Origin of the sequence: Salinisphaera sp. SPP-AMP-43 (genome assembly GCF_049568105.1) — a bacterium.
GTDB lineage: Bacteria > Pseudomonadota > Gammaproteobacteria > Nevskiales > Salinisphaeraceae > Salinisphaera.
The window spans coordinates 1,473,144-1,490,160 of sequence record NZ_CP145335.1; the positions used below are offsets into that span (position 1 = coordinate 1,473,144).

General features: G+C 60.6%; 9 protein-coding genes and 1 CRISPR repeat array. Of the genes, 3 read left to right on the forward strand and 6 right to left on the reverse strand.

All coding sequences use genetic code 11. The annotated features are described in order from the left end of the window. Positions 1 to 191: 191 nt before the first annotated feature. The 6 genes from cas3f to V5738_RS06290 all read right to left on the reverse strand — a co-directional run bounded on the left by cas3f (position 192) and on the right by V5738_RS06290 (position 13,414). A complete protein-coding gene (cas3f, locus tag V5738_RS06265; RefSeq protein ID WP_423823563.1) occupies positions 192 to 3,575 on the reverse strand; it encodes a type I-F CRISPR-associated helicase Cas3f in 3,384 nt (1,127 codons plus the stop codon). Beyond that, a complete protein-coding gene (gene cas1f, locus V5738_RS06270; RefSeq protein WP_423823564.1) occupies positions 3,572 to 4,555 on the reverse strand; it encodes a type I-F CRISPR-associated endonuclease Cas1f in 984 nt (327 codons plus the stop codon). The genes cas3f and cas1f overlap by 4 nt, the downstream gene beginning before the upstream one ends. Positions 4,556 to 4,825: 270 nt before the next feature. Then, a CRISPR array of direct repeats spans positions 4,826 to 8,935; the repeat unit is 28 nt; unit sequence TTTCTTAGCTGCCTACGCGGCAGCGAAC. Between the two features lie 217 nt (positions 8,936 to 9,152). Further along, entirely contained in the window at positions 9,153 to 10,979 is a 1,827-nt protein-coding gene (locus V5738_RS06275; protein WP_423823565.1) for an ABC transporter ATP-binding protein, read from the reverse strand. Between the two features lie 158 nt (positions 10,980 to 11,137). Further along, positions 11,138 to 11,923, reverse strand: coding sequence for a molybdopterin-binding protein (locus V5738_RS06280; RefSeq protein WP_423823566.1), 786 nt, complete (start codon positions 11,921 to 11,923; stop codon positions 11,138 to 11,140). Then, positions 11,913 to 12,767, reverse strand: coding sequence for a cytochrome b/b6 domain-containing protein (locus tag V5738_RS06285; RefSeq protein ID WP_423823567.1), 855 nt, complete (start codon positions 12,765 to 12,767; stop codon positions 11,913 to 11,915). Before V5738_RS06285 ends, V5738_RS06280 begins: the two co-directional genes overlap by 11 nt. 95 nt (positions 12,768 to 12,862) lie before the next feature. Continuing rightward, positions 12,863 to 13,414, reverse strand: coding sequence for a hypothetical protein (locus V5738_RS06290; protein ID WP_423823568.1), 552 nt, complete (start codon positions 13,412 to 13,414; stop codon positions 12,863 to 12,865). A gap of 183 nt (positions 13,415 to 13,597) precedes the next feature. Between V5738_RS06290 and modA the strand changes: the two genes are divergently transcribed. The 3 genes from modA (at position 13,598) to modC (ending at position 16,374) form a co-directional block, all read left to right on the forward strand. After that, positions 13,598 to 14,416, forward strand: a complete 819-nt coding sequence (gene modA / locus V5738_RS06295; RefSeq protein ID WP_423823569.1) for a molybdate ABC transporter substrate-binding protein — start codon at positions 13,598 to 13,600, stop codon at positions 14,414 to 14,416. Between the two features lie 168 nt (positions 14,417 to 14,584). Next, on the forward strand, positions 14,585 to 15,268 hold the full coding sequence (modB, locus tag V5738_RS06300; RefSeq protein ID WP_423823570.1) for a molybdate ABC transporter permease subunit: 684 nt from the start codon (positions 14,585 to 14,587) through the stop codon (positions 15,266 to 15,268). Beyond that, a complete protein-coding gene (modC, locus tag V5738_RS06305; RefSeq protein WP_423823571.1) occupies positions 15,265 to 16,374 on the forward strand; it encodes a molybdenum ABC transporter ATP-binding protein in 1,110 nt (369 codons plus the stop codon). The genes modB and modC overlap by 4 nt, the downstream gene beginning before the upstream one ends. The last annotated feature ends 643 nt before the right edge of the window (positions 16,375 to 17,017 follow it).

Sequence of the window (17,017 nt, forward strand, 5' to 3'; positions counted from 1 at the left end):
CTGACTCAAACCGGTGGCGTAGCAGCGCCACCGGAATCTAGTTAAGCAGGTTATTCTGGAAAAGTAAACCAGCTTATTATTGCTTTAGAGGCTATGAGGTTTTTGAGGTACGCTGTTGGCTTGCAGCCGTTGAGGTTGCTCAGCAAAGCTTCTTATTGCTTTAGCTATAAATTTTGCTGCCGCGTAGGCAGCTAGTCGCTACTATATTTTCGGAACCCCAATAGTGGATGGGTTCTCCAGCCCCGACCTGAATCTTCGTCGTAAGCCAGCTCCAGTGTTCCAAACGTGCGTGCGCACTGGTCGAGGTCCATATCCCGGTCCTCGGCCAGGCGTTCGAGCTCCGTTAGATAATCCACGCTAGCCCAAGGCGAGATTCGTTCGGCCTGTAGTTCGGTGTCGCAGACCCGTTCGTTCAAGCGCGCTTCGATCTCAGTCTCGATCGGTAGTCCTTTTTTCTGCGGTTCGCTGCGTACGAGCCGGTAATCAGTTTCGTCCTCGGTGGGGAGGAGGGCGAGTTCGATCTGGGCGCCGTGTTGTTCCCGGAAACGCTGTTGCTGTGGCAGCAAACCGGTCAGCCATAGATCGGATCGGGTATAGCTGCTGTAGGCCGCCAGCGGTGGTTGCTTTGGCGTCGATCGACGGCGTCTTCCTTGCGGCTTGGGCTGCGCCGAAGCATTCGAAATCGGGGCGGGTTGAGGCGTGAGCATGGTGTTTGCCAGCCGCGCATGTTCCAGATCGACGAGACTGCGATTGGGCGTCAGTGGTTCACGAGCCGTCAGGCGCGGACGCGAATCGATGACTTGATATTCCTCCGGGCGCAGCAGATCTTCCAACGCGTGGCTGGTGAGCTGATAGTCGCCATTTTCAAACCCCGGGCGTCGGAATACCGGTTGGTTCGGGAAGCCGGTAATCGCTTTCCAGTTACGGTTCAACAGAACCACGTTGGGCGTATCGATCGGCCCAAAACGATGTCGCCGCACGCGCCCGGCGAGCTGGATAATCGAGCGCATCGACGAGGGCTCGACTATGGCCCAATCGTAGTCGTGGTCGCGGCCGACTTCGGTCACCGGGGAGCCGAGCACGATAAATAGCTGGTCAGCCTCGGTCGCGGTATCGAGGCGTTCGCGAATATCAGGCAGTTGGTAGACCGCCTCGGGGATACGCCGATCGAGGACGGTATCGAGCCGTTGCTCGATCGCCGAGCGCGACAGTAGCGGAAACTGCGAGTGATAGACGCATAGATGCATACGACAGTCGGCCGGCGCGTCGATTTGATACAGCGCCCGGGCGAGATCGAATAGCGGGCCGATATTGGCCATGCGGATCAATCCGAAGCTCACCCGGCGACCAGTTTCGGGATCGGCCTCGCAATGGCGCCCATGCAGGGTCAGCGCATGGGCAAGCAATTGTTCCGCGAAGTGGCGGGGCAGCGCGCTGCGCTTGCGGGGTGTGGTGACCCTGGCAATTTCTGCGCGGCGACGTACCGTATCGTTGGCTAGCTTCTGAGAGCGCTGCTCGGCAAATTCGCTGTGGCTGCTGCGAAAAGTATCGGTATCCGGGCAGTCGCGGTGGCGATGAGCGTGCTCATCGAACCAAGCGCAACAGATATCCAGCGCTTGGCCCGGTTCGCCGCGGTTTTTCTGGAATTCCGCACGGCCGGCCCGATAGGCACGAAACAGGCCTTCGACCATGGCTGGCGGTAGCGTGGCCGAGGAGAGGACGACACGCGAGCCCAGCAGGCCGGCCCAATAAACCAGGCGAGTCAATGCCGGCATATCTTCCATGCCGAAATCATCGGGCTCGTCGAGAATGAGATCGGCGCCCATCAGCCGGAGCATCGGCGCGATCTGCTGACCGCCGCGCAGGCTCTCCGTGGCTGGCATCAGGTGGTCTATGGTGCATACGAGAATAGGCGCCGTAATCAGCGATCGAGCGTGTGGCGATTCGACGACTTTCGAGAGCAGCGGGTGTTGATCGATCTGCCCATCGAAATGGACGTAGCTGTCCGTATCCAGCAAGGGCTCGGCCGAACTCGACCCACGGGCGTCCAGCTCAGCTTGGCGCTGTTCGTATAAGGCCCGCGTAGCTTGTCCGCCGACTCGGACGGCCAGGTGATCGCTGGATAGATTGAGATCGCGGCGATACGCCTCGCCGGTCTGGAGAGTGAGCGTACGCAGGCCGAGTGCGATCGTGAATCGTGTCCCGCGATCGGGATCGGCGAGGGCATAACAGATGCGGCCATTTGCCAGGGTCTTGCCGCAGCCGGTAGAGGCCATGTTGACACCGAAAAAACCGTACTTTTGGCTCCGCTCGCGGAGCGAGCCGGACAGGTCGAATGCGCGATCCTGCCAGCGGAATCTTGCGTTCGCGCTGCGTCGGCGGAAACCCTTGTGGCGCGCGATGCGGGGCAGGGCGGTGACCATGTCGGGCAATCGATGCGCGATCTCGCCGACTTCGCGCGTCACGCCAAGTAGATGGTCGTCGAGTCTTTGTCCGAGGGCGCCGGTTTTGTCGGTATTGGCGAATAAAGGAAACGCTTTATCGCCTGATGTGGGGCGGGTGTGTGCGTGACCGCTCAAGCTCGAGTAATGATGGTCGGCGAGCATGAGGCATAGCCGTGCAACATGGACCGTGAATAGATTATCGAGCCCTATGCCACGGTCTGTTGGCCAGCGCGCCAAGGCTTGGCGCGCAAGACGCTTGGCTCGTTTTTGCCAAGCCTCGCTGCGTGTTGGTAGCCCTTCGGGGAATTGCCAGTACGGTTTGATAATGCCGGCATCCGCCGGAGCGTCGATCTCGTTCCAGGCTGCTGTAATGCCGTCGGGCAGCGTGGGTAAGGACTCAGCGTTGATGGAGCGGGCCTTGCGGCCGATGCGTTGCTGTTCGTCGTTTGCGTCGTAGCTGGGATGAACGGGCAGCCGGTGATGGGTCAGGATCAGCCAGGCGACGAACCGGGCAATCGGCGGTAAGCCGGTCATGGGAAGAGGCTTCGGCGTGTTCTGTCCATCTTTGACGACGCTATTCAGCCAAGCCTGTTCATCGATATCGTCGGGTTTGAGCAGCCGGTTCAACCACCCCGTATCGTCATCGTTGCCCACGAATGCCTGGAACAGCCGCAGCGAAATCCATTCGTGCCGGTAGCGATTACGCTCAGTGTTGTTGCCGGTGAGCTTCTCCTGAAAAGCTCGGCAGGCTTTGCCGAAATCGTGGAAGAGGGCGGCAAGGCTTGTAACCAGGTGGATATCGGTCAGCGTATGCCAGTCGTTTTCGTCTGCTTTGCGAAGGATGTTGTTGCGGGTGGAACTGGTTGGCACCGCCCCACGGAAATTAAAGCGTGATGCGTCGCCGACCACCCATAGCAATTCGCTGTGATCACGCCCGCGAATCCAATGGCAGGCCACGGCCGTGTTCTTGCGGGCATTCTTGCGCAGCATCCGCCGCAGCGTATCCAGACCTGCTTTCGTGATCGGCGTCTGCCAAGTGCGCTCGCCACGGCGTTCGGCGAATTGATCGAGAATACGGCGCGTTTCTTTCAGTGCGTTCTTGCGGCACTGGGAGACGAGCAGGATATTCACGCGGCGGCTGCCCTGCGTGCCATGTCGTCGGCTACACGCTTGAGGGTATCGATCATGCCGTCGAGCGCTTCGACTTGGGTCAGTCGTTCGATGCAGGCTTGGCGAAATTCCTGTTCCTCATCACCGCGTACAGCAGAGATGAAGGCCTGCGGGAGAATGACGCCATCCTTGACCAAATCGGCGACGTCGAAGACCAGGCCGCCACGTCGCGTCTTGCCATGCAGCACTGCCAGCCCGTGCGGCAGGCCGAGTACCCAGCAGGCAGTCGCCGCCAGACCATAAGCCAGGTAGTTGCCATGATCCAGAAAGCGGTTGGCCGGATCAGTACCACTGCCGCGTTTGGCTCGAGTGAATTCACCGTAGTCGACGCTTTGCGTGGCGAGTTTGAATAGCGTTCGCGTGAGGCGGGCTTCCTGCGTCAGCAGTTCGTTGGTTTCTTGTGCCTGCTCTATAGCCTGGGCTTGCTGGTCCAGAGCTTTTTCAAGCCGTGCCGACTCGACGTTGAAGCCCGCGTCATGTAGGGCACGGTCGGTTGTCCATAGGGCACGAATGGTCGCCAGACGCGAGTGCTGAAAGGCACGCGCGGCTTCAAGGCGTAGGGTGTCATCGAACCAGAAGCGAACCCATTGTTGTAGATATTCGGTCGGTCGGTATTCGCTTTGCGGCGTCAGCCAAGCGACGTCAACATCGACTTCGGTGGCAGAAAATAATGGCGTGCCACCGCCACCGCAGAACCCCACCAGAACCCCGGCCTTGGCCAATTCGCGCATCGCAGCTTGCGTAATCGACGTGCCCGTGCCGAGCAAGATCGATGTCGTATTTGCGATCGGTATGTTCCAGTACTTGGATTCGCGGCCTTCGTCGGTGACGTATTCGACCCGACCACCTTTAACGAGCACGCGGCAATGCTGAAGGTAATACAGATTCGCGCGTTTCGAATGCAGGATCGTCTTAAGATCACTCGGCGCGAGGTCTTCCATCTTTCATAGTCCCCGGTTTCCCCCGGGAGCCAAACTACCCGAACTTGCTCAAAACTGGCAAGCGCCAGTGTCAGATAGAGCAGAAGATCGCTTTGCAGACTAAAGCCAAGGTAAAAAATGGCCGCTGAAAGATGCCGCGTTCAGTGTGCTCAAGCGCCTTATCTGCTGACGAGCCATTAATCCAACAGTATGTTTATCGGCAACGAGGAAACCTTCTTAACTGTCTATTAGGCAGTGCGCTCGCGGTCGTCACGGTCGTTTCGCGTGTCGTTTCTTAGCTGCCTACGCGGCAGCGAACCTGCGACGAGCTGGATCTGCTGGCCGATACCTTTTCTTAGCTGCCTGCGCGGCAGCGAACTTGCGCGTCAGTTTCGAGCTAGCAAAATCAGATTTCTTAGCTGCCTGCGCGGCAGCGAACCGCCTCACCCGTATTTTCCGCCATGAGATCACTTTCTTAGCTGCCTGCGCGGCAGCGAACAATTTCTTCCCGGCGCAATATTATGGCTTCGATTTCTTAGCTGCCTACGCGGCAGCGAACGCCATGCCATCGATGGCGCGTTGGGTATCGTATTTCTTAGCTGCCTACGCGGCAGCGAACGTTCGAATCCGACCTGGTCACGCTGTTGGATATTTTCTTAGCTGCCTACGCGGCAGCGAACAAAGAGCAATTCAACGATCTGTACGTCGAGTTTTTCTTAGCTGCCTACGCGGCAGCGAACAGTCGCTGCCATTACTGGTCACCCTTGGTCTTTTTCTTAGCTGCCTACGCGGCAGCGAACGTAGGTATGGCGGAGCTGTTTCGGCGGCCTCTTTTCTTAGCTGCCTACGCGGCAGCGAACTCCCCGGTCAAACGCTCTGGTTTGAAGCCAATTTTCTTAGCTGCCTACGCGGCAGCGAGCGCCATGCCATCGATGGCGCGTTGGGTATCGTATTTCTTAGCTGCCTACGCGGCAGCGAACAACCAGGCGATCGAGGCCGGTTGGACGCAGTGTTTCTTAGCTGCCTACGCGGCAGCGAACGTGTGATGGTCATGTCTCTAACAAGCGAGACCTTTCTTAGCTGCCTACGCGGCAGCGAACCCCTGCTGGTTGAGCTGCCGGCGCAAGTCCTTTTTCTTAGCTGCCTACGCGGCAGCGAACCCAGCGGTGCGCGGCGACCAGGCTGTCGTTGATTTCTTAGCTGCCTACGCGGCAGCGAACCCGTCGCCAAGGGCAGCCCCAACGTAAACGCATTTCTTAGCTGCCTACGCGGCAGCGAACCGAGAAATAGTTGGAACGCTTTGAGCTTACTGTTTCTTAGCTGCCTACGCGGCAGCGAACGCACAAATAGCAATCCAGTTGCAACTGGCTATTTTCTTAGCTGCCTACGCGGCAGCGAACATTCATCAAGGCAAGTTGGCGGCCGCTTGCTATTTCTTAGCTGCCTACGCGGCAGCGAACGCAGGCGCCGGCCGTTGCCGCCGGCCTGATACTTTCTTAGCTGCCTACGCGGCAGCGAACCGTGAAACGCAACCCGCCCTCGTTCACCGTTTTTTCTTAGCTGCCTACGCGGCAGCGAACTGGGTCCATCCAATCGATTGATCCCTGCAGCATTTCTTAGCTGCCTACGCGGCAGCGAACCCGGCGTAGTTGTCACCTGACAACCTGACCATTTTCTTAGCTGCCTACGCGGCAGCGAACGATGCCGAGATTTATTTACGGGAGATTCGCCATTTCTTAGCTGCCTACGCGGCAGCGAACATCGTTTTCGGTCGAAGATCGGCGTTCATATGTTTCTTAGCTGCCTACGCGGCAGCGAACCGCCTGTACCGCACGATTGACCCGCACGTCTGTTTCTTAGCTGCCTACGCGGCAGCGAACAGCACTGCGGTGGACGAAATCGCCGACGAGTTTTTCTTAGCTGCCTACGCGGCAGCGAACACGCCGTGCGCCTGGGCTACGACAGTGTGACTTTTCTTAGCTGCCTACGCGGCAGCGAACCGAACTGCCGGCGTCTTGAGCTTCGGGCAGGTTTTCTTAGCTGCCTACGCGGCAGCGAACTGCGTGCGGTAATTGCCATAAGGGCTCCTGTGTTTCTTAGCTGCCTACGCGGCAGCGAACCAACGGATGCCCAGGGCGCCGAAATCGTAACCTTTCTTAGCTGCCTACGCGGCAGCGAACGCGCCGGAAGGCCATGCCCTCACCGAGCTACATTTCTTAGCTGCCTACGCGGCAGCGAACTCACGGCTTAGCCGAGCACCGCGTTTTTCAGCTTTCTTAGCTGCCTACGCGGCAGCGAACCCCGGCGGCGTGCGATATGTCGTCGACTTCCATTTCTTAGCTGCCTACGCGGCAGCGAACGAAAGCGAGGATTTCGATGAGGAAGAAAGGGATTTCTTAGCTGCCTACGCGGCAGCGAACCCTTGTCTTATGAGACGTAAGCCCGCGCATTATTTCTTAGCTGCCTACGCGGCAGCGAACTACAAACCGCCTATTTTCCGAGGTTGGCGTGATTTCTTAGCTGCCTACGCGGCAGCGAACGGCAACGCTGTATCAATATGGGCCGCGGACACTTTCTTAGCTGCCTACGCGGCAGCGAACATACCGAGCTACAGCAGCTTGCCCAGGCGTACTTTCTTAGCTGCCTACGCGGCAGCGAACCCTTGTCTTATGAGACGTAAGCCCGCGCATTATTTCTTAGCTGCCTACGCGGCAGCGAACAGTCGTCGGCTGGGGCCCGGGCGAGGAATCGTTTTCTTAGCTGCCTACGCGGCAGCGAACCCCGTGTTGTACGCATCCACGTACATATCGCTTTTCTTAGCTGCCTACGCGGCAGCGAACCTGTTTCAAGAGTTGCCGAACGGGCCGATTAATTTCTTAGCTGCCTACGCGGCAGCGAACAAAGAAACCGGCATCGCTCGCTCGACGCTTCGTTTCTTAGCTGCCTACGCGGCAGCGAACTCTCTGCGTGTAGTGAGTTAGGATGATGGGTATTTCTTAGCTGCCTACGCGGCAGCGAACAGTATAGAACTTGTCTACGTTCTTCGGGTCTATTTCTTAGCTGCCTACGCGGCAGCGAACTTTTGAAGAATGACCATGTGGGCAAATACATGTTTCTTAGCTGCCTACGCGGCAGCGAACCTATTTCGAGCATATCTGGAACAGTGGTCTTTTTTCTTAGCTGCCTACGCGGCAGCGAACACGAAACCCCGGACACGTATTGCCGCCACTGTTTTCTTAGCTGCCTACGCGGCAGCGAACGAGCGTGCCGCCGAGGATTTGGGCGTTGAAACTTTCTTAGCTGCCTACGCGGCAGCGAACAGCCCATACTGAGTGTCCGGGCTAGCTTTGTTTTTCTTAGCTGCCTACGCGGCAGCGAACGCGCCGGTGACGGCCGCAATCAGCACCGAATCTTTCTTAGCTGCCTACGCGGCAGCGAACGAGAACCCGCTTCTCTTTCGTGGTCAGCCGGTTTTCTTAGCTGCCTACGCGGCAGCGAACTGGCAGAACGGCAGCCGCCGTCGCTACATCAATTTCTTAGCTGCCTACGCGGCAGCGAACCTAGAATTCAATAAACATCGGGCCGATCATAATTTCTTAGCTGCCTACGCGGCAGCGAACACATTTTCGGGGTCTGTATTGATTACTCGATATTTCTTAGCTGCCTACGCGGCAGCGAACGCTGGCCAGTTGCCGGGAGGTGCGCTGATGTTTTTCTTAGCTGCCTACGCGGCAGCGAACGAATACGCCCAGCGCGGCGCCCAGAACATGCATTTCTTAGCTGCCTACGCGGCAGCGAACACCGACACCATCCGCGGGGCATCAGTTGGCGAATTTCTTAGCTGCCTACGCGGCAGCGAACTCGTAAGCAGCACCCATATCGTTTCCATCCTGTTTCTTAGCTGCCTACGCGGCAGCGAACTCGAATGTTTTGCGTGTTATCGAATCACGACATTTCTTAGCTGCCTACGCGGCAGCGAACTCGCGACGTACTATGTCAATACCGATGCGCCGTTTCTTAGCTGCCTACGCGGCAGCGAACTCATTGACGTGGCGGGTCGCGGTGCCGGTACATTTCTTAGCTGCCTACGCGGCAGCGAACTCTGAACCGAATTGCCGGCCCGGACATCCATTTTTCTTAGCTGCCTACGCGGCAGCGAACGAGTTATGAATAACCACGGCGGCAAACGCAAATTTCTTAGCTGCCTACGCGGCAGCGAACCGTCATGAGGTCGCGCATTGTCTCTAGTGCCATTTCTTAGCTGCCTACGCGGCAGCGAACGCAATGCGGACATGTGGGCGATGCTGTCTCGTTTTCTTAGCTGCCTACGCGGCAGCGAACGGGCTGCCCGCCGCGCGCCAGCGTTCGACGGCTTTCTTAGCTGCCTACGCGGCAGCGAACAAGAACGAAAAAATCGTAAGTAACGGATTATTAAAGAATAAAGTGCAAAGAGTCTTGGCTGACCCAAATTTTTGGCTACGCTGTAAGTCCTTGTTTATTTTGCCGCTGTAACTAGGCCTAAAAAAAGGGTCAGCCGCGCTTTATTCACTATAGCGAATCGTGGGCGTCCATCGCGAAATGTGGGCGTAGGGTGGTACTGGATTGGGTGCAGCTGATATCACGAATCCAAAAATCCCCCCGACTGCATCGACCAGAGCCGGGCATAGAGGCCGTCGCGGGCGAGCAGTTCGCTGTGGGTGCCGGTTTCGACGATGGCGCCTTCGTCGATGACGACGAGCCGGTCGAGTTGGGCGATGGTGGATAGGCGATGGGCCACGGCGATGACGGTTTTGCCTTCCATCAGCCGATGCAGGTTGTCGGTGATAGCGGCTTCGATTTCGGAATCCAGTGCGGCAGTGGCTTCGTCGAGCAGCAGGATCGGGGCGTTTTTGAGCATCACGCGGGCGAGTGCCACGCGTTGGCGCTGGCCGCCGGAGAGTTTTACGCCGCGTTCGCCGACGTGGGCATCGAGGCCGCGCCGGCCTTGGTTGTCGACCAGGTCGCGGATAAAGCCAGCATGGGCGGCATCGATCGCGGCCCAGAGTTCGGCTTCGGTGGCCTCCGGTCGGCCGTAGCGGATGTTGTCGGCGATCGAGCGATGCAGCAGGGCGGTGTCCTGGGTGACCATGCCGATGGCTTCGCGCAGCGAGGCTTGGGTGACGCCGGTGATGTCCTGGCTGTCGATGCGGATGCGGCCGGTTTCGAGTTCGTGAAAACGCAGCAGCAGTGACAGCAGGGTGGACTTGCCGGCCCCGGAGCGGCCGACCAGGCCGATTTTTTCGCCCGGGGCGATCGACAGCGAGAAATCGGCGATGACGCCGGCATCGTTGCGGCCGTAGTGAAAGGCGACGCGCTCGAAATCGATACCGCCGGCGCGCACGTTCAGCGGTCGGGCATTGGGGGCATCGACGATCGCGCGGCTACGGGTAAAGCTGCCCATGCCGTCGCGGATGGTGCCGATATGCTCGAACAGATTGGAGACTTCCCACATGATCCACTGGCTCATACCGTTGATCTGTAGGACCAGCCCAACGGCGGTGGCGACCGCGCCGGCGGTAATGGCCTGTTCGGTCCAGAAGACGATGCCCAGACCAGTCACCGAGAACAACAGCAGGGCGTTGAGCAGGTACAGGCTGGCGTAGAAGCCGTTGATGCGCCGCATCTGGGTATACACGGTGCTTAAAAACGAGCTCATGCTGGCCCGGGCGTAGTCGGATTCGCGCTCGGTATGGGCGAACAGTTTGACGGTGCCGATGTTGGTATAGGCATCGACCACCCGGCCGGTCATTTCGGCGCGGGCATTGGCTTGAGCTTCGGCGATGCTCTGTAGGCGCGGCAAGAAGTATTTGAGCAGGCCGATATAGCCGGCCAGCCAGGCGCCAAACGGCAGCGCCAGGCGCCAGTCCGCCCCGGCGACCATGACCACCACGCCGCCGAAATAGACCGCGACGTACAGCAGCACGTCCACGAATTTCATCATCACTTCGCGGATGGCGAGCGCGGTCTGCATCATCTTGGAGGCGATGCGGCCAGCGAAGTCGTCCTGGAAATAGGGCAGCGACTGTTCGAGCAGCCAGCGGTGCACCTGCCAGCGAAAGCGCATGGGCACGTTGGGCGCCATGGCCTGGAAGGTGGTCAGCCCTTGGCCGAATACCAACGCCGGCAACAACAGCAGCACGACCGCCGCCATGCCGAGCAGCTGCCAGGCATTGTTGGCGATAAAGTGCTCGCGGTCGCTGGTGGCAAACCAGTCGACGATATGGCCGAGAAAACCATACAGCGATACTTCGATGATCGAGGCGGCTGCGGTGAGCACGGCAGTGGCGATCAGCAGTTTCCAGACCGGCCGGGCATAGAAGGCGATGAACCGCGGAAGGCTGGTATCGGGCGGGGTGCGATCGTCCTCCGGAAACGGATCGACGAGCCGTTCGAACAGTTCAAACATGGGGGTAACAGTTGGGCCGGATGACGGCAAAACAGGTTGGCGCGCAGTTTAGGCGCTGTTGCGATTGGATACGAGGCCTCGAGCCTTGGCGGCAACGGTTTTCACGCCGTAGGTGCGAACTCGACTGGGCAGGTGCCCTTGGGCCTATGGGGCCGCGGTTACACGCCGGCCCACCAGTCGTAGCCGCGGTCTTCCCAGTAGCCGCCTTTGCCGCCCTGGATATCGGCGAAGGATTCCACCAGTTCGATATGCATAACGTATTTGGCCATTTTGTAGCCGAGTTGGCGCTCGGCCCGCAGGCGCAACGGCGCACCGTTGGCCACCGGCAGATCGGCGCCGTTGAGCGCGTAGGCCAGAATCGTCTGCGGGTGGTAGGCCTCGACCATGTCGAGGCTTTCGTAATACGGCTGGGGCGAGCCGTAGAGATGATCGGCGCAGTGAAAGACCACGAATTTCGCACGGTCTTTCGGCTGTGCCCGAGCCAGCACGTCGCCGAGCACCACGCCGGTCCACTGGCCGATGCAAGACCAGCCTTCTACGCAGTCGTGGCGGGTGATCTGGGTACGCGCGGGCATGGCTTTGAGTTCGGCCAGCGAAAACGACGCCGGCCGTGCAACCAGGCCGTGGATCTCGAGCCGGTAGTCTTCGAAATTCGTATCGACAAGTTTTTGGTAGGCAGGCGTCTGCGGATCGATACTGCCGTTGGGGCGAAAGGTCGGGGCGATCTCGCTGGCGTCGTATTCGCGGGCCAGCGACTGCTCGGAGGCAACCAGCCGCTGGGCGGCGTGGGTGAGTTTTTCGGTCTGGCCGAGAAAGCTTCGAACTGCCTGGCTCTGGGTCCAGTCGCAGCCGGCCAGCAGACTGGTCGCGCCGAGCGCACTCAGGCCGCCGAGTAGGCGGCGGCGTCTGGCATTAGGCCGATCGGGGCCTCGATTATTCGCCATGACGCGGGCCCTCCGAGGCTTGGGGTTCGGGTGTCGCGGCCGGTTCGTCGTCGATGCGATAGCCGCCCGTGATCATCGCGCGCATGTTGTTGAACACGCCGGAGACCAATACCAGAAGCAGGTGCACGAGAAAAAAGCCGACCAGCAAAAAGGCACAGATGAAATGGATGCTGCGCGCACTCTGGCGGCCGCCGAATACATGCGTCAGCCAGGGCCAGGCGGCATCCATGGTCGGCGACATGGTCAGGCCGGTGAAAATCATCAGCGGCAACAGCACGAACAGTACCAGCAGATAGCTCAGCTTCTGGATGATGTTGTAATCGCGCATCCGCGGGAAGCGGAACTTGGCGTGCTGCACGACTTCCTGGCCGAAGTGGCCGAGTTCCCCGCGATGGACGCCGATCAAACGGCGCCGGCGTCGGCTGAGCAGGGAATAGATCAGGTAGGCCGCCAGCAGGACACCGAATACCCAGGCCGCAGTGAAATGCCATTGCCGGCCCAGCGACAGCCACTGTGGCCCGGGCAGGGTAGCCCAGGCCGGAAAGGCCCGAACCTGCATCTGGCCGCCGACTTCGGACCAGCCAAGCACGCCGGTGGTCGGGATTTGCAGGCCGTCGATCCGGAGATAGCCCATCGGGTCGCCGCTGGCATCGCGCTGGGCGCCGATGGAGAGGAACGGCGCGTCGAAGTTCGAGTCGTGGCCCCAGTACAGCGCCGGATGGGCGTTGAAGATCTGCAGCCCGCTCATCAGCAATACCAGCAGACACAGCGCGTTGACCCAGTGCCAGAACCGGGTCGCCAGGCTATGGCGCTTGATCAGCCGCGTCGGGCGTTGGGTATGCATGAGCCGCCTCGCTCTCGGACAGTTGCCGGGATTCTCAGCCCTAGTATACGGCCCGGTTCTACGATCGGGATGCGCGGCGGCTTATGCAGCGGCTGTCACGGGTTCCAGTCGTCGTCCGAAGCCGGTGCATCGGCGTCGTTATTGGTGCTGGCGCCGTAGTCGCTGTCGTTGCTCGAGGTATCGTCCATCGCTGGTTCGTCCGACAGGTCGGCATCGGCCGGTAGGCCGGTATTGTCGGGGCCGCTCGGGGGCGCAGCACCGCTATCGCCCTGGGCGGTGGACTCGGTTTGCTGGGGCGGCTGGTGCGTGGCATGAAACTGGTCGAGCTCGGCATCGCTTGGGCCATTGAAAGTCGAGGCGCCGTAGTCGCTCGGTTTGGGCGCGGGCAGGCGCTGCGAGGGGGGCGTGTTCGGTTTGTCTTGGCCTTCTGGGCCTTCTGGGCCTTCTGGGCCTGCGTTGTTGTTGGTGCCGGGCTGCGATGGCGTCTGGGCGCGGTCCTGGGCGGATACGGCGGTATCGTTGTCGGTCGCGGCGGGGCTGTCGGTCTGGGCCGCCGCGGGCATCGCGAACACGATCGCCGCGGCCGTAAGGACGGCCGGACCTGTCCAGAATGGGGTACGTGGTCCGCATAGGGTGAGACGGGGCATGCAGGCTCCTTATCGGGTGTGCGGCCCGGCGACGCCGGTTAAGTGTATGGAACATAGTCTGTGACCGATAACTCGGATCGAAGTTCGGCCATCGCTTTAAGCGTCTATCGATATGTAGTAGCGTGCATATCGAAATGACCGCGCCGTCCGGCCGGCGATATTCCGCACGAAAAGAGAGTGATGATGGTCACGTTGTTCAAAAATGCGTCCCGCGGCTTGTTGGGTCTTGCGACCGCGACCCTGATCGTGGTCGGCGGCGCCCACACCGCTACTGCGGCCACCGCGGACAGCCAGCAGCCCTTGGTGGTATTCGCAGCAGCCAGTCTCAAGAATGCGATGGACGGCGTTGCCCAAGCCTACGACGCCAGCCACGACGGCCCGCCGGTCAAAGTCAGCTATGCCGGCAGTTCGACGCTGGCCCGCCAGATCGAAAGCGGGGCGCCGGCCGATGTGTATGTGTCGGCCAATCAACAGTGGATGGACAAGCTGGCCGAAGATGGCCTGATCGATCGAGCCAGCCGCTACGATCTGCTGGGCAATTCGCTGGTGCTGATCGCGCCGAAGGATAGCGATACCCAGGTCGAGCTGACCCAACACATGGATCTGGCCGCCGCTCTGGGCGATCACCAGTATTTGGCAATGGCCAATACCGATGCCGTACCCGCCGGAATCTACGGCAAGCATGCGTTGCAGTGGCTCGATGTCTGGTCGCAGATGCAAGGCCATATTGCGCAGGGCGACGATGTGCGCGCCGCTCTTGCACTGGTTTCGCGCGGTGAATCGCCGCTGGGCGTGGTGTATTCCTCGGACGCGGTGGCCGATCAGGGCGTACGGGTGGTCGATACCTTCCCTTCGGCCAGCCACAAGCCGATCATCTATCCGGCCGCTGCGACCGCCGATAGCGACAACCCGCAGGATGCTGAGTTTCTGGGCTATCTGAAATCCGACCAGGCACGGAAGATTTTCAAGCGCTGGGGCTTCAAGGTGGTCGCTAAGCAGTAGGCGCGGTCGGCGAAGATCAACCCGAGCGGTTGCGCGCAACGATCGCTCGCGCCGCTCGCGCCGCTCGCGTCGGGTAGACGGAGCGGTTATGGTCGGCCTGCATTGCCTGCGAGCGCCGATCAGCCGCGGCGCTGAATCGGTTCAACAACCCCGGACAAGGAATTTTGCGTGCTCGATGCCGCTCAGATCGAGGTCGTTCAACTCAGCCTGAAGGTCGCCGGCACGGCCGTTGCGGGCAGCCTGCCGTTGGCTCTGATCGTGGCCTGGTTTTTGGCGCGCTCCCGATCGCGGCTGCGCATGCTGGTGGATGCGGTCGTGCATCTGCCGCTGGTATTGCCGCCGGTGGTGACCGGTTATCTACTGTTGGTGGTGCTCGGTCGGCGCGGCTTGATCGGTGGTTGGCTGGACGAGCATCTGGGGCTGGTGTTCGCCTTCCACTGGACGGGCGCGGCATTGGCCGGGGCGATCATGGGTTTTCCGTTGATGGTGCGCCCGATCCGGCTCTCGCTCGAGGCGATCGATCTGCGTATCGAGTCGGCCGCGGCCACGCTCGGCGCGCGGCCGGTACTGGTCTGGTTGACAGTGACCGTACCGCTGGCGCTGCCCGGGGTGATCGCGGGTCTGGTACTGGCTTTTGCCCGCGCGCTGGGTGAGTTCGGCGCGACCATCACGTTTGCCTCGAATATCCCGGGCGAGACCCGAACGCTGCCGTTAGCGATTTACACCTTTATTCAGGTGCCGGGCGGCGAGGCCCAGGCGGCGCAGCTGATCGTGATTTCGGTGGCGGTGTCGCTGTCGGCGCTGCTGGTGTCGGAGCTGATCGCTCGTCGCGTGAAACGGCTACAGGCATGAGTATTTCGCTAGATATCCGTATGCGCCAGGGCGATTTCGAGCTGGACTGTGCGCTGTCGACCGAACAACGCGTAGTGGGTCTATTCGGCCCCTCGGGCGCCGGCAAGAGTTCGCTGCTGCGTGTGATCGCCGGGCTGGCGACGCCGGATAACGGTCACGTCGAGATCGCCGGGCGTCGGGTCTTCGACAGCGCCACCGGGCTCAATCTGCCGGCGCATCGGCGGCGGATCGGCTATGTGTTCCAGCAGGCGCGGCTGTTTCCGCACTTCAATGTGCGGCACAACTTAGCCTATGGCGGCTGGTTCGCTCGCCGCAGGCCTAGTCGTGCGCGCTTCGAGCAAGTCGTCGAGATGCTGGATATCGGCGATCTGCTGACGCGCCGTACGGCAGGGCTGTCCGGCGGTGAAGCCCAGCGGGTAGCGATCGGCCGGGCGCTGCTGTCCGATCCCGATCTGTTGCTGCTCGATGAGCCTCTGGCCTCGCTGGATGCGCCGCGCAAGCGTGAGGTGCTGCCCTATATCGAGCGTCTGAGTGCAGAAAGCGCGCTGCCGATCGTGTTCGTTAGCCACCAGCTCGACGAGCTACTGCGGCTGGCCAATCGATACGTTGCCGCAGTACGCAACGGTCGGATCGCGTTTTCTGGGCCAACCGCTGAATTTTTGGCACGCCCCGATCTGCTGGGCCAGGAGTCCGGGCCCCAGGCCGGCGTGTTATTGAATGTGCATATCGCCGGCCACGATCCCGAGCATGGCTTGAGCGTGCTGGCCTGCGATCACCAGCGTTTGTTCGTTCCCCAGCTCGATGACCATGCGATCGGCGAAGCCGTGACCGTGCATGTCCGGGCGCGTGACGTAATCCTGGCGCGCCGGCCGCTGGATCAGACCAGTGCCCTCAATCAACTGGCCGGTACCGTGGTCGATGTACATCCAGACGACAACAACTATGCCGTGGACGTGGTGCTCGACGTCGACGGCCAGCGCCTGGATGCCCGAATCACACGGCGTTCGGCGGCAGCCCTCCAGCCCCAGCCAGGCCAGCGCATGGTCGCCATGATCAAATCGCTGGCGCTGGCCGAACAGGCCTGGCAGCGGCTGGATAATCTTTGAGGCCAACTCAAGCCCAAGGGCATGCCGTAGGCGCTCGTGGGCCAAGCGCAGCCACGGCCTAGGGTTCGTTAAGCTGTCATATGCGCGCCATATTGGTGATCGCCCATCGTGTTCGGCAAGGGACGAGTCGCCGGCGCTGGGCGTGCCACTTGCAGCATCGCCAGACGCTCGAGGTGCATTGGTATAGGCGCCCACGGGAAGATGCGAGCGCTGGGATGGGGCACGGCGGTAATCTAGCGTCGTCGCGCTTACGCTGGGTATTGCGACGCTAGGCTTGCCACGCCGTGTCTTGTCGCCATTGTGATTTTCAGCAGTCGCCAGGCAGGACTTGCAGACCTCTTTCATCGGTCTTGGCCACGATAGTGCCCGGGCCGAATTGCCGCCCACGGCTTATCAATCGGCCCATGTTGTGAGCGAGCGCGTACCCGCTACGCCAGTGGGGTGGCCCGGTTGGGCAGTGGCCCGGCCCGTTTGCCTATCACAGCAGTCCGCCCACAAATCGTTGTGCACAAGTGACTGGCTGAAGTGGGCCGTCGCCGATGAGCGGCTATATCCAAGTCGAACGGCGCGCGGTAGGCGCGTATCGCACGGTTACAGCGTGGCAGATCGATCCACGCTGCCGTGGCAATGGCGTGCGTGTGGC

What these genes read in the sequence shown, in the direction of transcription:
- V5738_RS06280 (WP_423823566.1), bottom strand. Translation starts at nt 11,923, where the DNA reads ATGGCGAATAATCGAGGCCCCGATCGGCCTAATGCCAGACGCCGCCGC.
- modA (WP_423823569.1), top strand. Translation starts at nt 13,598, where the DNA reads ATGGTCACGTTGTTCAAAAATGCGTCCCGCGGCTTGTTGGGTCTTGCG.
- modC (WP_423823571.1), top strand. Translation starts at nt 15,265, where the DNA reads ATGAGTATTTCGCTAGATATCCGTATGCGCCAGGGCGATTTCGAGCTG.
- V5738_RS06275 (WP_423823565.1), bottom strand. Translation starts at nt 10,979, where the DNA reads ATGTTTGAACTGTTCGAACGGCTCGTCGATCCGTTTCCGGAGGACGAT.
- V5738_RS06285 (WP_423823567.1), bottom strand. Translation starts at nt 12,767, where the DNA reads ATGCATACCCAACGCCCGACGCGGCTGATCAAGCGCCATAGCCTGGCG.
- V5738_RS06290 (WP_423823568.1), bottom strand. Translation starts at nt 13,414, where the DNA reads ATGCCCCGTCTCACCCTATGCGGACCACGTACCCCATTCTGGACAGGT.
- cas1f (WP_423823564.1), bottom strand. Translation starts at nt 4,555, where the DNA reads ATGGAAGACCTCGCGCCGAGTGATCTTAAGACGATCCTGCATTCGAAA.